The sequence below is a fragment of the Streptomyces coacervatus genome (genome assembly GCF_029223485.1).
GTDB lineage: Bacteria > Actinomycetota > Actinomycetes > Streptomycetales > Streptomycetaceae > Streptomyces > Streptomyces coacervatus.
The window spans coordinates 386,950-406,225 of the sequence record NZ_JARHTP010000007.1 but is presented as its reverse complement, the minus strand read 5'-3'; the positions used below and the strand labels follow the sequence as shown (position 1 = coordinate 406,225).

Genomic DNA, 19,276 nt, shown 5'->3' with positions numbered 1-19,276 from the left:
CCGCGATGAGAGGGTCAACGTACAGGCACTTCCAAGGGAGGGACGGCACGGATGACGGAGACGGTCACCAACTGGGCGGGCAACATCACCTACACGGCCAAGGAGCTGCAGCGTCCGCACTCGCTCGACGCACTGCGGGCCCTGGTCGCCGGGAGCGCCAAGGTGCGCGTGCTGGGCAGCGGCCACTCCTTCAACGAGATCGCCGAGCCGGGCCCCGAGGGCGTTCTGCTCTCGATCGCCGCGCTGCCACCGGTGATCGACGTGGACACCACGGCCCGTACGGTACGGGTCTCGGGCGGCGTCCGGTACGCCGAACTGGCCCGCGAGGTGTACGCGCACGGGCTCGCACTGCCCAACATGGCATCCCTGCCGCACATCTCCGTGGCCGGTTCGGTGGCGACCGGCACACACGGCTCTGGGGTCTCCAACGGCTCGCTGGCGACACCCGTGCGCGAGGTGGAGCTGGTCACGGCGGACGGATCGACGGTGACCATCGGGCGGGGCGACGAGCGCTTCGACGGCGCCGTGACCTCGCTGGGCGCCCTGGGCGTCGTAGTCGCCCTGACCCTCGACCTGGAGCCGACCTACGACGTCGAGCAGCACCTGTTCACCGAACTCCCCCTCGCCGGGCTGGACTTGGCGGCGTACGACACGATCGCGGCGGCGGCCTACAGCGTGAGCCTGTTCACCGACTGGCGGGAGCCCGGCTTCCGTCAGGTGTGGCTGAAGCGGCGCACCGACCAGCCGCTCCCGGACTTCCCGTGGGCGACGCCCGCGACCGAGAAGCTGCACCCCGTGCCGGGGATGCCGGCCGTGAACTGCACCGAGCAGTTCGGTGTGCCGGGGCCGTGGCACGAGCGGCTGCCGCACTTCCGGGCGGAGTTCACACCGAGCAGCGGGGCCGAGCTGCAGTCGGAGTACCTGCTGCCGCGCCGGCATGCCGTCGACATGCTGAAGGCGCTCGACGGCATCCGGGAGACGGTGGCCCCCGTACTGCAGACGTGCGAGATACGCACGGTCGCCGCCGACCGGCAGTGGCTGAGCCCCGCATACGGGCGGGACACCGTGGCGGCGCACTTCACCTGGGTGGAGGACACGGCGGCGGTACTGCCGGTGGTGCGGCGGGTGGAGGAGGCGCTGGACGGCTTCGACGCCCGCCCGCACTGGGGCAAGGTGTTCACCACGCCCGCGGCGGTCCTGCGCGGCCGGTATCCGCGGCTGGGCGAGTTCCGGGCACTTGCGCGGGCGCTGGACCCGGACGCAAAATTCGCCAACCCCTTCGTGCAGGCGGTGCTGGGCGACTGACTCCCGGGGGACTTCCTAAACCCCCTTTCCTAACCCCTTGTCGAAAGTCCCCCGCAGGCCATAGCCTTGCGCCGCGCCGGTGCCGACGTGCCCGGTCCGCATGAGCGAAGGGACGGGGGTACGCACCCTTGAAGCGCACATCACGTGACATCCGCACCGCGAACCGCTACGAGGTGCTGCGCCAGATCATCGCCGAGTCTCCCACCTCCCGGCAGGAGCTGGCGGCCGCCACCGGGCTGAGCCTTGCCACGGTCGCCACACTCGTCGGGGAGCTCCTCGACCTGCGGATGATCACGGAGGTCGGCTTCGAGGACTCGGCGGGCGGCCGCCCCCGGGGCCTGGTGGCGGTCAACGCGTCGGGGGGCGCGTTGATCGGCGTCGACATCGCGGAGACGTACGTCCATGTCGAGCTCTTCGACCTCGCGCTGAACGTCCTGGCCCGCGCCGAGGAGGACGTCCGTCCCGGCGAGAGCCTCCCCGCGCAGATGGTCGGCCATGTCGCCGCCGCCGTCGGCTCGGTGGTCACCCAGGCCGGGATCGAAGGCGCGCGCGTACTTGGCGTGGGCGTGAGCGTGCCGGGGCAGGTCGACCGCGCCACCGGTATCGCGGAGTACGCGCCCAACTGGGACTGGCACGACGTGCCGCTGCTCGACCTGCTCACCGAGCACATCGCCTACCCCCTGTACCTGGACAACCCGCTGCGCGCCGTCGCGGTGGCCGAGCTGTGGTTCGGGGCCGCCCGCGGGCGGGGGGACGCCGTCGTGGTCAACCTCGGGACCGGAGTGGGCGCCGGGCTGGTCCTGGGCGGCGGGCTGCACCGGGGGGTCAGCAACAGCGCCGGCGAGTGGGGCCACAACACCATCGTCCTGGACGGACGGCTGTGCCACTGCGGCAACCACGGCTGTGTGGAGACATATGTCGGGGCGCCCGGAATCATGCTGAATCTACGGGAGTTGAGCCCCGGCAGCACACTGCTGCACCCGGAGGACCAGACGGCCACCATCGCCGCGCTGGCCCAGGGGATGCGGGAGCAGGACCCGGTGGCGGTCAAGGTGGTCCGGGACACCGCCCGTTATCTCGGCGCAGGCATCGCCGACCTGGTCAATCTGTTCAACCCCGAAGTGGTCGTGCTCAGCAGCTGGGTCGCGGCCGCCCTCGGCGAGCCCCTGGTCGCGGAGGTGCGCGAGGCCGTCGCACGGCACGCGCTGCCGCGGCCGATGGCCGCCACCGAGATCGTCCTCTCCCCGATCCCCACCGACCCGGCATGTCTGGGCGCGGCGACGTTCGCGCTGGAGGGCGCGCTGCAGTCGGTGGGACAGAGGAATGCAAAACGCACCACCCCCGCAAGGAGCCGTACCGCACCACCTTCATGACGACGGAAGGGATGCACGTGACTCACCCCCACCGCAGTAGACCCCTCCTCTTGACGGCCGCAGCCGCACTCGCCGTCGCAGGACCCCTGATATCCGCCCCGCCCTCCTCGGCCGCCACCCCCACGGCGGCCGAAGTCTCCCCCCATGCAGCCCAGACCATCGACGACATCGGTGCGTCGGGCGCCTGGTGGGTCAACGACCTGCAGCACTTCAAGCCCGAGGTGCAGGCCCGGGTCGCCCAACTGCTGTTCTCCCAGCAGGGGTTGGCCCTGAGCTCCTACCGCTACAACATCGGCGGTGGCGGCACCGCGGTCACCACACCGGCCCGCGCCGCCGAGGACTTCCTGAACGCCGACGGCTCGTACGACTGGAGCAAGGACAAGGGCGGTCAGACGTTCCTCAAGTACGCCGCCCGGTACGGCGTCAAGGACCTGATCGGCTTCATCAACAGCGCGCCGGCCCGGTGGACGACCAACGGTCAGTCCTGCGGCGGCCGGTTGAAGGCGGAGAACGAGTCCGACTACGCCAAGTACGTGGCCGATGTGACCGACCACTTCGCCAAGCAGGGCGCGAAGCTGGACTACATCAGTCCCTTCAACGAGCCGGACAACGACTTCGGGGACTGCGGCCAGGAGGGCATGCTGGTCGCGGTCGACCAACGCGACGACATCGTACGGGCGTTGGGCGCCGAGCAGCAGGCCCGGCATCAGCGCACGGGCATCATCGCGGACGAGTCCAGCAAGACCACGCAGTTCACCTCCGAGCTCCCGCAGTGGATCTCGCAGCCGGGCACCGGGCAGTACGTGTCCGCGCTCGCCCACCACACGTACAACAACCCGAACGACGGCCAGCTCGCCAATGTCTACGAGACGTCGAGGACCGTCGGCAAGAAGTCCTGGGCCACCGAGATCTGCTGCTTCGGCAAGGGCTCGACCGGCTGGAACCAGGAGTACGACCCCACCATCGACAACGCCCTGCTGATGTCCCGGATCATCTACAAGGACTTCGCGAGCTCGCACGACTCGGCGTTCCAGTGGTGGGTGGCCCTGGCCAGCGGCTACGGCACCTCCGCCACCGAGAAGAACGACGTGGGCTGGAACGACGGCCTGATCTACTACGACCCCGACTACGCGACGAACGGCAACCAGAAGCTGTACTTCACCAAGCGGTACTACGCGCTCGGCCAGTACAGCAGGTTCGTCCGGCCGGGCTCGGTCGCGCACAACGTGACCGGGGCGCCGGACGGCGTCGAGGTGTCGTCGTACGACCGGGACGGCAAGTGGGTGGTCGTGGTCAACAACCACAACTCCACCGACACACCGCTGAGTTTGCACTTCAATAACAAGTCACCGGTACGGGCCGCGCAGGCCGTACGGACGTCGGCCACGGAGGACTGGGCGAACGTCGCCAAGCCGGCGGTGAGCGGCGGCACGGTCTCCTCGACTCTCGCGGCCCGCTCCATCACGACGTACGTCTTCGACCAGAAGGGCAAGGGCAGTTCGGCGATCGCGGGTGCGCTGCAGGGCAAGCAGTCCGGCAAGTGCCTGACCGCGGACGCGTCCGGGGCCGCCATCAACACGTGCACGGGCGGGGCCGAGCAGTCGTGGTCGTACGACGCGAAGGGAGCCCTGAAGGGCGTGAACGGCTATCTCACGGCCGGGAGTTCAGGTCTCACGACGGCCTCCGACTTCACCGGTGCCGTCGGCCAGCGCTGGCTGCTGAACGCCAACGGCCAGATCCTCAGCGAGGCCTCCGGCAAGTGTCTGGACGTCAGCGGGCAGGCGACCGCCGACGGCAGCAAAGTGATCCTGTACAGCTGCAACGGCGGGACCAACGAGGCCTGGAACAAGGCGTAACCCCGCCCTGACCCCGACCTGACTCTCAGGACCGAGGGCCGCCGGCCACACCCTGACCCGGCGGCCCTCAACCCCCCTGCACCACCCCATGTTCGTAATTCCGAACCGGATACAACGCTTCGAGCAGACTTCGTCCAACCCCTTGCCGAAGGCTTAGCCGAAGGTTAACGTCCCCGCACCGCAACGCATTTCGAGCCACGTAGCAGCCGCGTAGCGCTGAAGCCGTGGAGCCGCAGCCGCAATCGAGACAAGGACGTCAGCATGTCGGCAATGAGCAACAGCAACTTCTCCCGCCGGTCCATATTCCGGGCCGCCGCGGGCATGGCCGCCGCCGGCACGCTGGCCGCGTGCGGCAGCAACAACGGCCGGGGCGGGAGCGGGGGGTCGGGCACGCAGCTCACCCAGTACTTCCACGCCTACGGCGAGGCCGGTACGGAGCAGGCCCTCAAGCGGTACGCGGCGGCCTACAAGAAGGCCGATGTGAGCACCAACTGGATCACGGGCAACAACTTCGAGTCCGCGCTCTTCGCTGCCCTGCTCACCCAGAAGGCGCCCGACGTCTTCGAGTTCCACCCGCAGCTGCAGCTCGTCAAGAGCGGCCAGGTGGCGGACCTGAGCGACATCATCGACCCGGTCAAGGACGACTTCAACCAGAACGACATCAAGTCCCACACGGTCGACGGGAAGATCTACGGGATACGGATGATCGACGACCCGCAGTTCTTCTACTACCGCAAGTCGATGCTGGAGAAGGCGAAGGTCGATGTCCCGACCACCCTCGACGAGCTGATCGAGGCCGCCGCCAAGCTCACCACCAGCAAGGTCAAGGGCGTCTTCCTCGGCAACGACTTCAGTGCGATCCAGAACCCCATCATCTGGTCCGCCGGCGCCGACACCATCAACGAGAAGAACGAGATCGCCTACCACACGGACGGCGTCGTCGGGGGTCTCAAGCAGCTGCGCAAGCTGTTCACCAGCGGCAACGTGCTCCTCGACGCCCCGACCGACTTCTGGGACCCCTCCTCGCTCAACCAGGGCCTGTGTGCCATCCAGTGGGGCGGTATGTGGTCCATGCCGGCCATGCAGAAGGCGCTCGGCGACGACCTCGGCATCTTCCCGTTCCCGAAGATCGGCAGCGCCGGCAAGCAGTCCGTCTACAACGGCGGCTGGTCGATCTTCGTCAACGCCAAGGGCAAGAACGTCGACGCGGCCAAGGAGTACATCAAGTGGCTGTGGATCGACCAGACGCAGTACCAGGAGGACTGGGCCACCTCGTACGGCTTCCACATCCCGCCGCGCACCTCGATCGCCAACAAGGCCACCAAGCTCAAGTCGGGTCTGCCGGCCGAGGGCGTCAAGCTCTTCACCGACTACGGCCACTTCGACAACATCGCCTACGACCAGACCATGCAGACCGCGTTCGCCGACGTGATCGCGTCCTCCGTCCGTAAGAACGGCAACCCCGAGGCGGCGCTCGACACCTGCGACAAGAAGGTCAACGTCGAGCTCAAGAAGCTGTTCGGATAGGCCGCCGGGAAGACCACGACATGTCGACCACCACCACACGCGGGGTCGCCCAGCCCGCCCCGGCCAAGGCCTCCCAGGCCCGGCCGCGGCGGGGCCTGCGGGGCAACGCCACCCTGAACTTCTGGCTCTTCACCGGGCCCTTCCTGATCGGCCTGGCGATCTTCGTCTTGGTGCCGATCGTCTGGAGCGTCTGGCTCAGCTTCTTCGACGCCCGCTACACCGTCACGCCGAGCCATTTCATCGGTTTCGACAACTACAAGCAGATCCTCACCAACAGCGAGTTCCCCGGCTCACTGGTGACGTTCACCGTGTTCGCCGCGTTCATCGTGCCGACCACCTGGGCGCTGTCACTGGGGCTTGCGCTGCTGGTCAACCGGCTTCGGTTCATGCGGGCGTTCTTCCGCTCGGTGTTCTTCCTGCCGACCGCCGTCTCGTACGTGGCCGCCGCCCTGATCTGGAAGATGTCCATCTTCAGCGGCGTCCGCTTCGGACTCGCGAACACGGTCATCGGCTGGTTCGGCGCCGACACCATCGCATGGATGTCCAACCCCACTCCGCCCTGGTACTGGCTGGTCATCGTGACCCTGCGCCTGTGGATCCAGTCGGGCTTCTACATGATCCTGTTCCTGGCGGCGCTGCAGAACATCCCGACCGAGCTGTACGAGGCCGCCGCCATCGACGGCGCCAAGCCGGGCTGGCAGACCTTCCGGCACATCACGCTGCCCCAGCTGCGCGCTACTTCGACCGCAGTGATCCTGCTGCTGCTCATCGCCGCCTACCAGGCGTTCGACGAGTTCTTCAACATCATCGGGCAGAAGGCGACCTGGGCCCAGACACCGCTCATGGTGCTCTACAAATCGGCCCTCGGCACCAGCCAGGACTACGGCGCCGGCAGCGCGGGCGCGGTCATCCTGTCGCTGCTCATCTGCCTCGTCACTCTGGTCCAGGGCAAGTTCATGGGCTTCGGAAGGGGGGATGAGTCCAAGTGACCACCACCGCACCTCAGGTCGGCAAGCAGCGCAAGAAGGGCCGGGGCGTCTTCGGCAACACAGGGCTGTACATCGCCGTCGGCGTCGCCGCCCTGCTCTTCCTGATCCCCTTCTACCTGATCGTCCGCAACTCCCTCTCCACGGACCTGGAGATCACGGGCGAGAACTGGAAGCTGCTGCCCTCCTTCCAATGGGGCAACATCTCCGAGCTGTTCGACGACCCCACGGTCGACTTCGGCCGCTCCATGATCAACTCGCTGGTCGTCGCCGTCCTGACGACGTTCGGCACCCTCCTGGTCTGTTCGCTGGCCGGCTACGGTCTGGCCCGCATCCCGTACAGGCACGCCAACAAGGTCTTCTACGCGGTCCTGGCGACCCTGATGGTCCCCACGGCCGTCACCTTCGTGCCCAGCTTCGTGCTGGTCTCGTCCCTCGGATGGGTGGACACCTACCGCGGTCTGATCATCCCGGGCCTGTTCAGTGGTTTCACCTGCTTCCTTTTCCGGCAGTACTTCCTGGGATTCCCGAAAGAGCTGGAGGAGGCGGCACGCGTGGACGGGCTCGGCTACTGGGGCGCGTACTGGCGGATCGTCGTACCCAACTCGCTGAACTTCTTCGCGGCGATCGCCACGATCACCTTCATCAGCGCCTGGAACTCCTTCCTGTGGCCGCTGGTCATCGGCCAGGACCCGAGCTCCTGGACCGTCCAGATCGCGCTCTCCTCCTTCATGACCAACCAGACCGTCAACTTCCATCTGATCTTCATGGCCACCGCCATCTCCATCCTGCCCCTGATCTTCGTCTTCCTCTTCCTCCAGCGCTGGCTGGTACAGGGAATCGCACAGACCGGCATCAAGGGCTGACGCCCTCCTCATCACGACCTGGAGACCGATGTCTTTCCGCACCACGGCCATCGACTACGTCGAGGACGTCTCACCGGGCAGCGGGGCCCTTCCGCCCCGCGCCTGGTACGCCTCCTCCGACGCGAAGTCCCTGTCACTGAACGGCAGTTGGCGGCTTCGCGTGGCGCCGACCGCCGACGCCGAGGACGACTCGTTCGCCGAGCCCGGATTCGACGCCGGGGACTGGGCCGAGGTCGCGGTCCCCGGCCACTGGGTCCTCCAGGGCGACGGCGCCTTCGGCCTGCCCATCTACACCAACCACCTCTACCCCTTCCCGGTCGACCCGCCGCACGTCCCGACGGAGAACCCGACCGGCGACCACCTGCACACCTTCGACCTGCCCGAGGACTGGCCCTCCGAGGGCGGCTGCGTCCTCCGCTTCGACGGCGTCGAATCCTGCGCTCGCGTCTGGCTGAACGGCACGGACATCGGCGAGTTCAAGGGCTCCCGGCTGCCGCACGAGTTCGCGGTCGGGCATCTGCTGAAGCCGAGCGGCAATATGCTCGCCGTACGCGTGCACCAGTGGTCCGCCGGCTCGTACCTGGAGGACCAGGACCAGTGGTGGCTGCCGGGCATCTTCCGTGACGTCACGCTGCTGCACCGCCCGGCGGGCAGCGTCCTCGACTTCTTCGTCAACGCTTCCTACGACCACATCACGGGCGAGGGCACCCTGCGCGTCGACTCCGACGTCGACGGGCGGGTGTCCGTGCCCGCCCTGGACATCGATGTCGCGACCGGGGAAACGGTTACGGCAGCGGTCCAGCCGTGGTCGGCCGAAGTGCCGAAGCTGTACGACGGCGAGCTGGTCACCGAGGGCGAGCGGGTGCCGCTGCGCATCGGTTTCCGTACCGTGGAGCTGGCCGACGGCCTCATCAAGGTCAACGGCAGGGCAGTGCTCTTCAAGGGCGTCAACCGCCACGAATGGCACCCGGAGAAGGGCCGCGCCCTCGACCTGGAGACCATGCGCGAGGACGTGCTGCTGATGAAGCGGCACAACCTCAACGCCGTGCGCACCTCGCACTACCCGCCGCACCCGGCCTTCCTGGACCTGTGCGACGAGTACGGCCTGTGGGTCATCGACGAGTGCGACCTGGAGACCCACGGCTTCACCGAGCAGGCCTGGCGGGACAACCCGGTCGACGACGACCGCTGGACCCCCGCCCTCCTCGACCGCGCCGCCCGTATGGTCGAGCGCGACAAGAACCACCCGTCGGTGGTCATCTGGTCGCTGGGCAACGAGGCCGGCACCGGACGCGGCCTCACCGCCATGGCCGAGTGGATCCACGGCCGCGACGCCTCGCGCCTCGTGCACTACGAGGGCGACTGGAACTCCCGTGACACGGACATGTACTCGCGGATGTACGCCTCCCACGCCGAGATCGAGCAGATCGGCCAGGAGCTGGACGGCGGTACGCACAAGCGCCGCGAACTCCCCTTCATCCTCTGCGAGTACGGGCACGCCATGGGCAACGGCCCGGGCGGCATCGCCGACTACCAGGAGCTGTTCGAGAAGTACGACCGCCTCCAGGGCGGCTTCATCTGGGAGTGGATCGACCACGGCATCACCCACCCCGAGCTGGGCTACGCCTACGGCGGCGACTTCGGCGAGGAGCTGCACGACGCGAACTTCGTCTGTGACGGCCTGATCTTCCCCGACCGGCGGCCCTCCCCGGGCCTGCTGGAGTTCAAGAAGGTCATCGAGCCTGTCTCCTTCGAGGGCTCCGACGGCACCGTGCGGGTGACCAACAAGCAGGACTTCGCCGACCTCTCCGCGTTCGCCTTCGAGTGGTCCTACCAAGTGGACGGCGAGACGGTCGAGTCGGGCTCCCTGCCCGTACCCGCGCTCGCCCCGGGCGCGTCGGCCGACGTCAAGCTGCCCGAGCCGCCGGCCGACCACGGTGGCGGCGAGTCGCAGTGGACGGTACGGGCGCTGCTGGCGGCCGACACCGCCTGGGGGCCGCGGGGCCACGAGGTGGCGTGGGGCCAACTCCCGGACATGGCACGGGTGTTGCCCTCGGTCGCCGCGACAGACGGTCCCGTGACGGGCGACGGTGTGATCACCCTGGGCCCCGCCTCCTTCGACGCCCGCACCGGTGCGCTGAGGACCATCGGCGGTGTCGAGGTGAGCGGTCTTCGCCTGGACGTGTGGCGGGCGACCACCGACAACGACGAGGGCGCCGAGTGGCAGACCGGCACCCGTTACGCCGAACTGTGGCGAAAGTACGGCCTGCACCGCATGCGGCACCGCCTCGACGGCGTGGAGGTGGGCGACGACGCACTGACCGTGCGGACCCGGGTGGCGCCGGCCGCCTGGGAGTTCGGACTCGCCGCGGTGTACCGCTGGACGTCGGACGGCAACCGCCTCAAGCTCACCGTGTCCGTGGGGCCGGAGGGCGAGTGGCCGGTGCCGCTGCCGCGGCTCGGTGTGCGGTTCGGTCTCGCGCAGGCCGACGGTGTGAAGTGGTACGGCGGCGGTCCCGGCGAGGGCTACCCGGACACCAAGTCGGCTTCCAGGGTGGGCCGTTGGGAGTCCACGGTCGACGGGCTGCAGACCCCGTACCTGCGCCCGCAGGAGAACGGCGCCCGTGCCGACGTCCGCTGGGCGGAGCTCGGCGGGCTGCGCGTCGAGGGCGACCCGGAGTTCTACCTCACCGCCCGCCGCTGGACGACGGAGCAGCTGGACGCGGCCGCCCACCTCACCGACCTCAAGGCCGTTGAGACGGTCTGGGTCAACCTCGACCACGCCCTGCACGGCATCGGCACGGGCTCCTGCGGCCCGGGTGTGCTGCCGCAGTACCAACTCCACGCCGAACCGGCCGAGTTCTCCTTCGTCTTCTCGGAGATCAGTTGACGGACACGGACATACGGTCCCCTGCGGCCGGCCGGCTCTTCAGTCGGCCGGCCGCGGTCGCGTCCTGCGTCGGCTTCGTCCTCATCGGCATGCTCCAGGCGCTGTACGGCCCCGCGATCCCGGGCCTGCGCACGGAGTTCGGCCTGTCCCCGTCCGGCGCCGGACTCGGTCTGAGCCTGCACTTCTCGGGCGGCGTCGCGGGCGTCCTCGCGTTCAACGCCGTCCACTCCCGGATCAGCAACAGGGCGCTGCTGGCGGCGAGTTACGGCCTGATGGCGCTCGGCGCCGCGTGCTTCGCGCTCGCCCCGGACTGGCCCCTCGCCCTCGCCGCCGCCTTCCTCGGCGGCCTCGGCTTCGGCGGTATCGACTACGGCCTCAACCAGTTGTTCGCGGCGGGCTTCGGCGACCGTTCCACGGCCATGCTGAACGTGCTCAATGCACACTTCGGCATCGGGGCGGTGCTCGGCCCGGCGGTGGTGGCCTGGCTGGGCCCGGACGAGTACGCGTACGCCTTCGGCGCGTGTGCCGCGCTGGCGGCGGTGCTGGTCCCGCTGGGTTCAAATGGCGTACGTACAAGGGCCGTTGAGCCAGCACGTACAAGCGCTGATGAGCCGTCGGACAAGCAAACCGGATCGCCGGGCGGCCGCCTCCCCCACATCCTCATCGGCTTCCTCGCCCTCTACATCCTGAACGTCGGCGTCGAGGCGGGCGTGGGCGGCTGGGAACCCACCCACCTGGAGACCGTCGGCTACAGCGCGACCGTGGCCGCGTCGGCGACCTCGGTGTACTGGCTGATGATGACGGCAGGCCGCTTCCTCGTCGTACCGATCACACTGAGGTACTCCCCCGAGCGCATCCTCACGATCTGTGCGGCCGGCATGACCGTATGCCTGCTGCTGGCACGTGTAAAAGGAGTGGCGCCGGTGGCGTACGCCGGTGTTGGGTTGTTCATCGCACCGGTCTTCCCGACCGGACTGCCCTGGCTGAACAGGGCCCTTCCCCAGGCGAGGCGCGCCGGTGCCTGGGTCATCGCCGCGTCGATGATCGGCGGAGTGGCGGCTCCCCCGCTGCTGGGGGTGGGCATCGAGGCCTCGGGCATCCACGCCGTCCCCTGGTTGCTGACCGCGCTCTCCGCCGCCTCGCTCGCGGCGACCGTCTGGCTGATCCAACTCACCCGGAGGTTCATCGAGTGATCGGCAGTATCGAGGTCCGCTCCCTCTCCCGCTCCTTCCACACCACCGTGCGCCGCCCGGGTTTCGCCGGCGCGCTCAGATCGCTCGTCAACCCGGAGCGGGCCGTCAAGCACGCCGTCTCCGACATCAGCTTCGACGTGGCACCGGGCGAGCTGCTCGCCCTGCTGGGCCCGAACGGCGCCGGCAAGTCCACCACCATCAAGATGCTCACCGGCATCCTCACGCCCACCTCCGGCGAGGCCCGGGTCGCGGGCGTGGTGCCGTACGAGGAGCGGGAGCGCAACGCCCGTAACATCGGCGCCGTGTTCGGGCAGCGCACCCAGCTGTGGTGGGACCTGCCGGTCAAGGAGTCGTTCGCGATCCTGCGGGACATCTACGACGTGCCGAAGGCCGAACACGCCGCCCGTCTGCGGGAGTTCGACGACATCCTCGAACTGTCCGCCTTCTGGGACACCCGCGTCCGCCACCTCTCCCTCGGCCAGCGCGTGCGCTGCGACCTCGCCGCCGCTCTCCTGCACGACCCACCGGTCGTCTTCCTCGACGAGCCGACCATCGGCATGGACGTGGTGGTCAAGGAGCAGGTGCGGGAATTCCTGAGGCATCAGGTCGAACAGCGTGGCCGTACCGTCCTGTTGACCACGCACGACATGACCGAGGTCGAGCGGCTCGCCGAGCGGGTCGTGCTCATCAACCACGGGCGGCTGGTACTGGACGGCACCCTCGACGAGATCCGCCGCAAGTTCGGCTCGACCTGGCAGGTGCGGGCGACACTCGCCGACGGGCACACCGACGTCGTGCCGCCGCCGGGCATCGCGCTGCTGCGGCAGGACGGCCCGCAGGTGGTGTTCGGGCCGGACGGATCCGAGGCTCCCACGGTCCACCAGGCGCTCAAGGCGGTCATAGAGCGGTACGAGGTGACGGGCATCGCCATCGACGAGGCGGACCTGGAGGACGTGATGCGGGTCGCCTACGCGCACGCGGGGCCGGCCGCGGAAGGGGTCTGACATGGCGGTCCTGCACGCGTGGCGCACCGCCCGCGTCACCCCGCTGGGCGAGTTGCACGCACCGCCCCGGATGACGGCCGTCCTGGTCCGGCTGACCGTGCAGGTGGTCCTGGTCGCGTCCCTGTGGAGCGGCCTGTACGCGCACACCGGCGCCACGGCCGGCATGAGCCGCGACCAGGCCATCTCGTACGCCGTGCTGGCCGTACTGGCGTCCCGGCTACGGGAGTTGGACCAGTACGCGGGCCGGGACACCGTCCTGCAGCACATGCACTTCGGCACCATCGTCTACTGGTATCTACGGCCGCTGCCGCCCGCCCGCTACCACGCGCTGCGGGCCCTCGGCGAGCAGGTCTACGGGGCCGCGTGGGCGCTCGCCGGATACCTGGTGTGTCTCGTGGCCGGGGTGATCGAGCCGCCCGGATCTGCCGCGGTGGCCGGGGTGTTCGTGGTCAGTCTGCTGCTCGGCCAGCTGGTGCTGTACCACGTCATGCTCCTGCTGGACCAGATGTGCTTCTGGACCGTGCGCAACAGCGCGGCCATGCTGATCCTGATCTTCGCGCAGAACCTGATGTCCGGGGTGTACGCCCCGCTGTGGTTCTTCCCCGAGTGGTTCCGCACCCTGAGCACCTTTCTGCCCTTCCAGGCGACGCTCAACGTGCCGCTGTCCCTCTACGTGGGTCGGATCCAACTGTCGGATGCGGGCGGGCAGTTGGCCATCCAGGCCGGCTGGGTCGTGCTGCTCCACCTGTTCACCCGGTTCCTGTGGCGGCGGGCTGCCCGCCGTGTGATCTCCCAGGGAGGCTGAGGCCCGTGCATGCCGTCCGGATCGCCTGGCGCATCACGCGCCTCAACTTCCGCTCCCAACTGGAGTACCGCACGGAGTTCCTGCTGATGGTCGCGATCGGCGCGATCTGGCAGGTGTCGGTGATCGTGTTCGCGACCGTGCTGCTGACCCGGTTCACCGGGATGGGCGGCTGGGACAGCTCGGACGTGCTGCTCATCCCCGCGACGCGGATGCTGGCGCACGGGCTGTTCGTGCTGGTCCTGGGCCGGATGCACGGCCTCGGCCGGTTCATCCAGGAAGGGCGCATCGACATCTGTCTGCTGCGGCCCATGCCGGTCCACCGACAGGTGCAGCTGCAGTACTTCCCCACCAACGCCATCGGCGACCTCACGGTGGCCGCCGGACTGATGGCGGGCGCCCTGTCCCGCAGTCATCTCGACTGGACCGCGGGACGGATCACGTACCTCATCACCTGCCTGATCGGCGGCATGCTCCTGGAGGCCGCCCTGTTCACGGCGGTCGCCTGCGCCTCGCTCCGCTTCCCGGCCGCCGACTACTGGGGCCGCTGGCTGGAGGAGCTGCTCGGCACCTTCGGCAGCTACCCGCTGAACGTGCTGCCCCGGGCAGTGGGCGGCTTCCTCACCTTCGGCCTCCCGCTCGCGTTCGTCGCCTACTTCCCGGCCGCGGTGCTCACCGGGCACGGCCATGACACGGGTGTCCCGTACTGGCTGGCGGCCGCCTCACCACTGCTCGGCGTGCTCGCGTACCTAGGGGCGCGGCTGCTGTGGCGCTGGAGCTTGAACCACTACACGGGGGTGAACGGATGAACGGATGAGCCGCGGCGGGCCTCAGGGCCACTCGGGTCCGAGTTCCTTGATCAGCCGGGAGAGCGTGGCCGGCTCCGGCAGATTGCGCAGGGACTTGGCGACCTCTGTCTCCCCGAACTCTCGCTGCTCCACTGTCTTCGCCGGGTCCACCGCCGCTTCGGCCTGTACCTGGATGTAGTTCAGGCTCGTCGCGACGAGCGTCGAGAACGCACCCGGGTCCCGGATCCTCCCGGGGCCGCCGGCCGCCACATAGGCGCGGACGACTCGCCGCGCGGAATCCGCATTCAAGCGGTTTCGTCCCGACCACACGAACACGATCCATGCCAGCTCGCGCTCCGGTGCCATGGGTCCCGCGTTGTCCCAGTCGATCAGGACCGGGCCTTCGGGGCCCAACAGCACGTTCTGCGGCTGGACATCGAGATGAGACGTCACCAGTGCGTTCCGGTCGGCCGCGGTCACCAACCGCGCCAGTTCCCCGGCCGGGCCGGCGGCGAAGCGGGCCAGTGCGTCCGACCACGGCAGGCCGGCCGCGTCCGTCCTGTGGTGCAGTTCTGCCCAGTCGGCCTCCCGAGGGCAGGTCTCGTACCAGGAGCCCGGCGCCTCGCTCGCGCCTTCTCCGGCCACATGCAGCAGCGCGAGCGTACGGCCGACCCAGCTGAGGATCTCCGGCCGGGCAGGGTCGGCCTCGGTCCCGTCAACCCATTCGTAGAGCTTCACGGAGGATCCGCCCAACCTGGGCGGAAGCCAGGAGACATGGGCGCCGTCGCGGTTCGCGATGAGCTTCGGGGAGGCGATGCCGAGTCGCTCCGAGGCGTCCCGCAATGCGGCCTCCCGTTGGACCTGGTGCTCGTCACAGCCGAAGAGCATCTCCTTGACGGCCCATGTCGAGCTCTGCCCCGACAGCTTCCAGATCTGCCCCAGCGCACCGCGCGTGACGGAAGTCATCGTCCACGGACCGGAGCCGAGTCCGTACACCTCGACCAGATGATCGACCGCGTTGCGCATGGGGATGTCCCTCTCCTGCCTGTGATTCGACGGGTCCGGTGTCCGTGTCAGGCGCCCCTGACCGGCGTGAACAGGGCGACGGCCGCGATCCCGGCGCAACAGCAGCCCGCGGCGAGGGCCGCCGGTCCGGTGCCGTGCCGTTCGGCCACCCAGGTGAGGACAGTGGCGCCGACGGGGGCTGCCGAGTAGTGGAGGGTCCAGAACGCGGACGTGACGCGGCCGAGCAGGGGCTCGGGAGTGACCTCCTGGCGCAGGGACATGGAGCAGGTGCCCGCGATGGCGACGCAGGCCAGGAAGACGGCGCCCAGGACGGCCACCACGCGGATGTCCCGCGCCCAGCCCAGGCCGACGAGGGCCGGCCCGCACACCGCGACCGCCCCCGTCCAGGTCCACCCGAAACCGAGCCGGCGCCGAATCCGGGCGACCAGCAGCGAGCCGGTGATCGTGCCGAGCGCGCCGCACGCCATGACGGTGCCGACCGTGCCGTCGTCGTGGCCGAGGTCGTGCTTGAGGTGGTAGATGACCAGGTCGGTCAGGCCGAAGGTGAGGAAACTGAAGACGAAGAGAAGGGCGGTGAGGGACCGCAGGACGGGGTGGCCGTAGAGGAAGGACACCCCGGTACGCAGGTCCCGCCACAGGCCGGTGCGCCGGGGCGGGCGGTCGTCGGCGGGGCGGGCGCGGAAGCGTACGAGGAGCATGCAGGCAGCCGAGACCCCGAAGCTGGCCGCGTCCACGCCGATGGCGGCGGCCGGCCCGGTCCAGGAGGCGACGAGTCCCGCGCCCAGCGGTCCCAGCACTCCGGCCGCGGCGGCCGTGGCGTTCAGGCGGCCGTTGGCCTCCGTCAGCCGGTCGCTGCTCACCAGGCTGCGTACGACGGTGACGTAGCCGACGGCGAAGAACGTACCGACGGCCTCGCACAGCGGCAGCACCGCGTACAGCAGCCAGAGCTGCGGCCCGAACAGCCACACGACGGGGATCAGTCCGTACAGCACCATCCGTACGAGGTCGCAGGCGATGAGGAGTCTGCGGCGGTCGGCACGGTCCACCACGACCCCGGCGAACACCGCCGCAAGGACCGCGGCACTTCCGCCTACCGCCGTCAGCTGGCCCATGCGGGCGACCGATCCGGTGGCCTGGAGGACCAGCAAGGGCAGGGCGATCAGGGCGAAGGAGTCACCGAGGACGGAGAGGGTCTGGGCGGTCCAGAAAATGCCGAAGTCCCGTTGCCGCCAAAGGGGTTGGCCGGTGCCGGGAGTGACGTCCTGAGCTCGGCTGCCGTCCTTCTGCGCTCCTTGCGACACGTGTACCTCCCCCGAATCCCCGGCAACCTTATGACCCCCGGCGGCAACTGGCGACTGAGATAACCACGCACCTCACACCTCCCCCTGCACCAGGAGCAGCCGTGCCGGACACCCCCCGGACCCACCGCCGCCGTCGCGTCTTCCGCCCCCTGCCGCTCGCCGCCGCGGGCGCGCTGATCACCGCCGCGGCCGTCGCCCTCCCCCAGCTCACCCCGGACGCCTCGGCCGCGACCACCCTGCGCGGGTACGCCGACGGCCGCGGTGTGAAGATCGGTGCGGCGGTCGGCGACACCCCGCTGACCTCCGACTCGTCGTACACGACCGTCCTGGACCGGGAGTTCAACTCGGTGACGGCGGAGAACGCGATGAAGTGGGACGCGGTGGAGCCGACCCGGGGCAGCTTCAACTGGGCCGCCGCGGACCGTCTGGTGGCGCATGCCCAGGCGCATCACCAGGGGGTACGGGGCCACACGCTGGCCTGGTACTCGCAGCTGCCCTCCTGGCTCAGGAACGGCAACTTCTCGGTCTCCGAGCTGAGTTCGATCCTCAAGAGCCACATCGACACCGAGGTCGGCCGCTACAAGGGCAAGGTGTACGCCTGGGACGTGATCAACGAGGCGTTCAACGAGGACGGTTCGATGCGCAGTTCGCTGTGGCAGACCAAACTCGGCACGGGCTACATCGCGAACGCGCTGCGCTGGGCCCACGCGGCCGACCCCGCCGCCAAGCTCTACATCAACGACTACAACATCGAGGCGGACAACGCGAAGAGCGACTCCCTGTACTCGCTCGCGAAGCAACTCCTCGCGGACGGCGTTCCGTTGAACGGCATCGGCTTCCAGTCGCACTTCGTCGTGGGCGGGGTGCCCTCGTCGATGAAGGCGAACCTGAAGCGCTTCTCCGACCTGGGTCTTGAGGTGTCCGTCACGGAGCTCGACATCCGCATCCCGCTGCCGGCCTCCGCCGCCGAACTGGCCCAGCAGTCCGCCGACTACAAGACGGCGAGCGAGAACTGCCTGGGCGTGGCGCGCTGCGCCGGTGTCACGGTGTGGGGCATCACGGACAAGTACTCGTGGGTGCCGGGCACCTTCAGCGGTTACGGGGCTGCACTGCCGTACAACGAGAGTTACGCGCCGAAGCCCGCGTATACGGGACTGTCGAACGGGCTCAACCCAAACGCCTGAGCCGTCGCGCCAAGACGTCCGGTCCCCGCTCCTGACGTAGTTCGCGTGCCGTCTGCCCGTAGTGTTCCTTGAGCCCGCGGGCCACATGGCGCGGGTCGTGGACACCCCAACGGGCGGCCACGGAGGCGATGGTGCGGCCGTCGTGGACGGGGTCCTGCAGGTCCCGGTGGATGCGCGAGAGTCGTTCGTGGCGGAGCCAGGTCCAGAACGAGGTGCCGGTGCCGTGGAACAGGCAGTGCAACTGACGGTCCGAGATGCCGTGCGCCGCGGCGACCGAGCCGACGCACAGGGACGGGTCCGAGATGTTGGCCAGGGCGTAGACGCGGATGCGGTCGACCAGTTCGGTCGCGGTGTCCATCCTGCCGGGCGTGCGCTCGGTGAAGGCCGCGATCAGCAGCGACACCAGCGCATCGGCCACGTAGGCGTCCGCCGGACCCGTCAGTTCGTCGAGGTGGCGGCCAAGGCCCTGCAGGAACGCCGAGAGGACCGCCTGGGCGCCGGTCTCGGCGGGCAGCCGCTGTGCCGTCTGCCGTACGACCGTGTCGGCGTGCGGGCCCAGTTCCGTACGGGGGATGCCGACCGCCATGACGTCGCATCCGTCGAAGACTTCGAGCCGGTAAGGGCGAGTCATGTCAAGAATCATGAAGTCGCCGACCCCGGCCCGGGACTGTTGCCGCCCCTGGTCCGCGACCGCGGGCCGCGACCGGCGCAGGGTCAGCTTCAGCAGTTCGGGGTCGGTGGAGGTGATCGCGCGGGCCGTGCGCGAGACCAGATGCCCGGATCCGCGGATCCGCGCCACGGCCAGGCGTCCCATCGCTGCCGCGTCGATGTCGGCCCGGAAGGCGTCCGCTTTCCGTTCCCGATGTGACGCCGTCACGGCGAGCGGCGCCAGGATCGAGGAGGCCGCGGCCTGCAACTCGTCGGCCCCGACACGATGTACGTGTAACGCACCCTCACTCAAAGCTCTGCCCCCCTGCTCAAGGTACGGCTGCCCCTCCCGTCGTGCGCCCGAACCTCATCTGCGTCGAGGTAACGGGGAATTGGCCGGTTCCGTGACGGGCAGGCCTCGCCCCTGTGCACCGAGCACGACCTCGGCATGCATCTGCGCGAGGCGGACGGCAGGCCGGTGTGGTGGTGCACGGGCGGACGCGGGCCGCGTGACCAGGCCCATGTCC

General features: G+C 69.1%; 15 protein-coding genes. 12 read left to right on the top strand and 3 right to left on the bottom strand.

Translation table 11 applies throughout. The features are described from left to right. Positions 1-51: 51 nt before the first annotated feature. From P2Q00_RS19915 to P2Q00_RS19865, 11 genes are all read left to right on the top strand, one after another. Entirely contained in the window at positions 52-1,305 is a 1,254-nt protein-coding gene (locus P2Q00_RS19915) for an FAD-binding protein (RefSeq protein ID WP_275773941.1), read from the top strand. Between the two features lie 128 nt (positions 1,306-1,433). Continuing rightward, positions 1,434-2,678 (top strand): ROK family transcriptional regulator, encoded by a 1,245-nt coding sequence (locus P2Q00_RS19910; protein ID WP_275773940.1) that lies wholly within the window; start codon positions 1,434-1,436, stop codon positions 2,676-2,678. Positions 2,679-2,689: 11 nt separating this feature from the next. Further along, on the top strand, positions 2,690-4,534 hold the full coding sequence (locus tag P2Q00_RS19905; RefSeq protein ID WP_275773939.1) for a glycoside hydrolase: 1,845 nt from the start codon (positions 2,690-2,692) through the stop codon (positions 4,532-4,534). 261 nt (positions 4,535-4,795) lie between these two features. Continuing rightward, positions 4,796-6,061, top strand: a complete 1,266-nt coding sequence (locus P2Q00_RS19900; protein ID WP_275773938.1) for an ABC transporter substrate-binding protein — start codon at positions 4,796-4,798, stop codon at positions 6,059-6,061. A gap of 20 nt (positions 6,062-6,081) precedes the next feature. Then, positions 6,082-7,050, top strand: coding sequence for a carbohydrate ABC transporter permease (locus P2Q00_RS19895; RefSeq protein WP_275773937.1), 969 nt, complete (start codon positions 6,082-6,084; stop codon positions 7,048-7,050). Continuing rightward, a complete protein-coding gene (locus tag P2Q00_RS19890; RefSeq protein WP_275773935.1) occupies positions 7,047-7,913 on the top strand; it encodes a carbohydrate ABC transporter permease in 867 nt (288 codons plus the stop codon). The genes P2Q00_RS19895 and P2Q00_RS19890 overlap by 4 nt, the downstream gene beginning before the upstream one ends. 28 nt (positions 7,914-7,941) lie before the next feature. Continuing rightward, complete coding sequence (locus P2Q00_RS19885; protein ID WP_275773934.1) at positions 7,942-10,803, top strand: glycoside hydrolase family 2 TIM barrel-domain containing protein; 2,862 nt, start codon at positions 7,942-7,944, stop codon at positions 10,801-10,803. Between the two features lie 89 nt (positions 10,804-10,892). Next, on the top strand, positions 10,893-11,996 hold the full coding sequence (locus tag P2Q00_RS19880) for an MFS transporter (protein WP_425579521.1): 1,104 nt from the start codon (positions 10,893-10,895) through the stop codon (positions 11,994-11,996). Continuing rightward, a complete protein-coding gene (locus P2Q00_RS19875; protein WP_275773931.1) occupies positions 11,993-13,000 on the top strand; it encodes an ABC transporter ATP-binding protein in 1,008 nt (335 codons plus the stop codon). Before P2Q00_RS19880 ends, P2Q00_RS19875 begins: the two co-directional genes overlap by 4 nt. A 1-nt stretch (position 13,001) precedes the next feature. Next, the gene (locus P2Q00_RS19870) at positions 13,002-13,805 is read left to right on the top strand and encodes an ABC transporter permease (RefSeq protein WP_275773930.1); all 804 of its coding nucleotides are present in this window, start codon (positions 13,002-13,004) and stop codon (positions 13,803-13,805) included. 5 nt (positions 13,806-13,810) lie between these two features. Next, positions 13,811-14,611, top strand: a complete 801-nt coding sequence (locus tag P2Q00_RS19865) for an ABC transporter permease (RefSeq protein WP_275773929.1) — start codon at positions 13,811-13,813, stop codon at positions 14,609-14,611. 21 nt (positions 14,612-14,632) lie between these two features. Here the strand turns inward: P2Q00_RS19865 and P2Q00_RS19860 are convergent, their stop codons facing one another. Together P2Q00_RS19860 and P2Q00_RS19855 are read right to left on the bottom strand one after the other, a co-directional pair. Further along, positions 14,633-15,616 carry a phosphotransferase enzyme family protein gene (locus tag P2Q00_RS19860; protein ID WP_275773928.1) on the bottom strand — a complete coding sequence of 328 codons (984 nt, stop codon included), beginning with the start codon at positions 15,614-15,616 and terminating at the stop codon, positions 14,633-14,635. A 47-nt stretch (positions 15,617-15,663) separates the two neighbouring features. Beyond that, entirely contained in the window at positions 15,664-16,917 is a 1,254-nt protein-coding gene (locus tag P2Q00_RS19855; RefSeq protein ID WP_275773927.1) for an MFS transporter, read from the bottom strand. A 101-nt stretch (positions 16,918-17,018) separates the two neighbouring features. Here P2Q00_RS19855 and P2Q00_RS19850 point away from each other — a divergent pair, with 101 nt between their 5' ends. After that, entirely contained in the window at positions 17,019-18,101 is a 1,083-nt protein-coding gene (locus P2Q00_RS19850) for a glycoside hydrolase family 10 protein (RefSeq protein ID WP_275773926.1), read from the top strand. On the opposite strand, the gene P2Q00_RS19845 is transcribed toward P2Q00_RS19850, so the two are convergent. After that, positions 18,085-19,017 (bottom strand): AraC-like ligand-binding domain-containing protein, encoded by a 933-nt coding sequence (locus P2Q00_RS19845; protein ID WP_275773925.1) that lies wholly within the window; start codon positions 19,015-19,017, stop codon positions 18,085-18,087. The two genes, P2Q00_RS19850 and P2Q00_RS19845, sit on opposite strands and share 17 nt — an antisense overlap. Between the last annotated feature and the right edge of the window lie 259 nt (positions 19,018-19,276).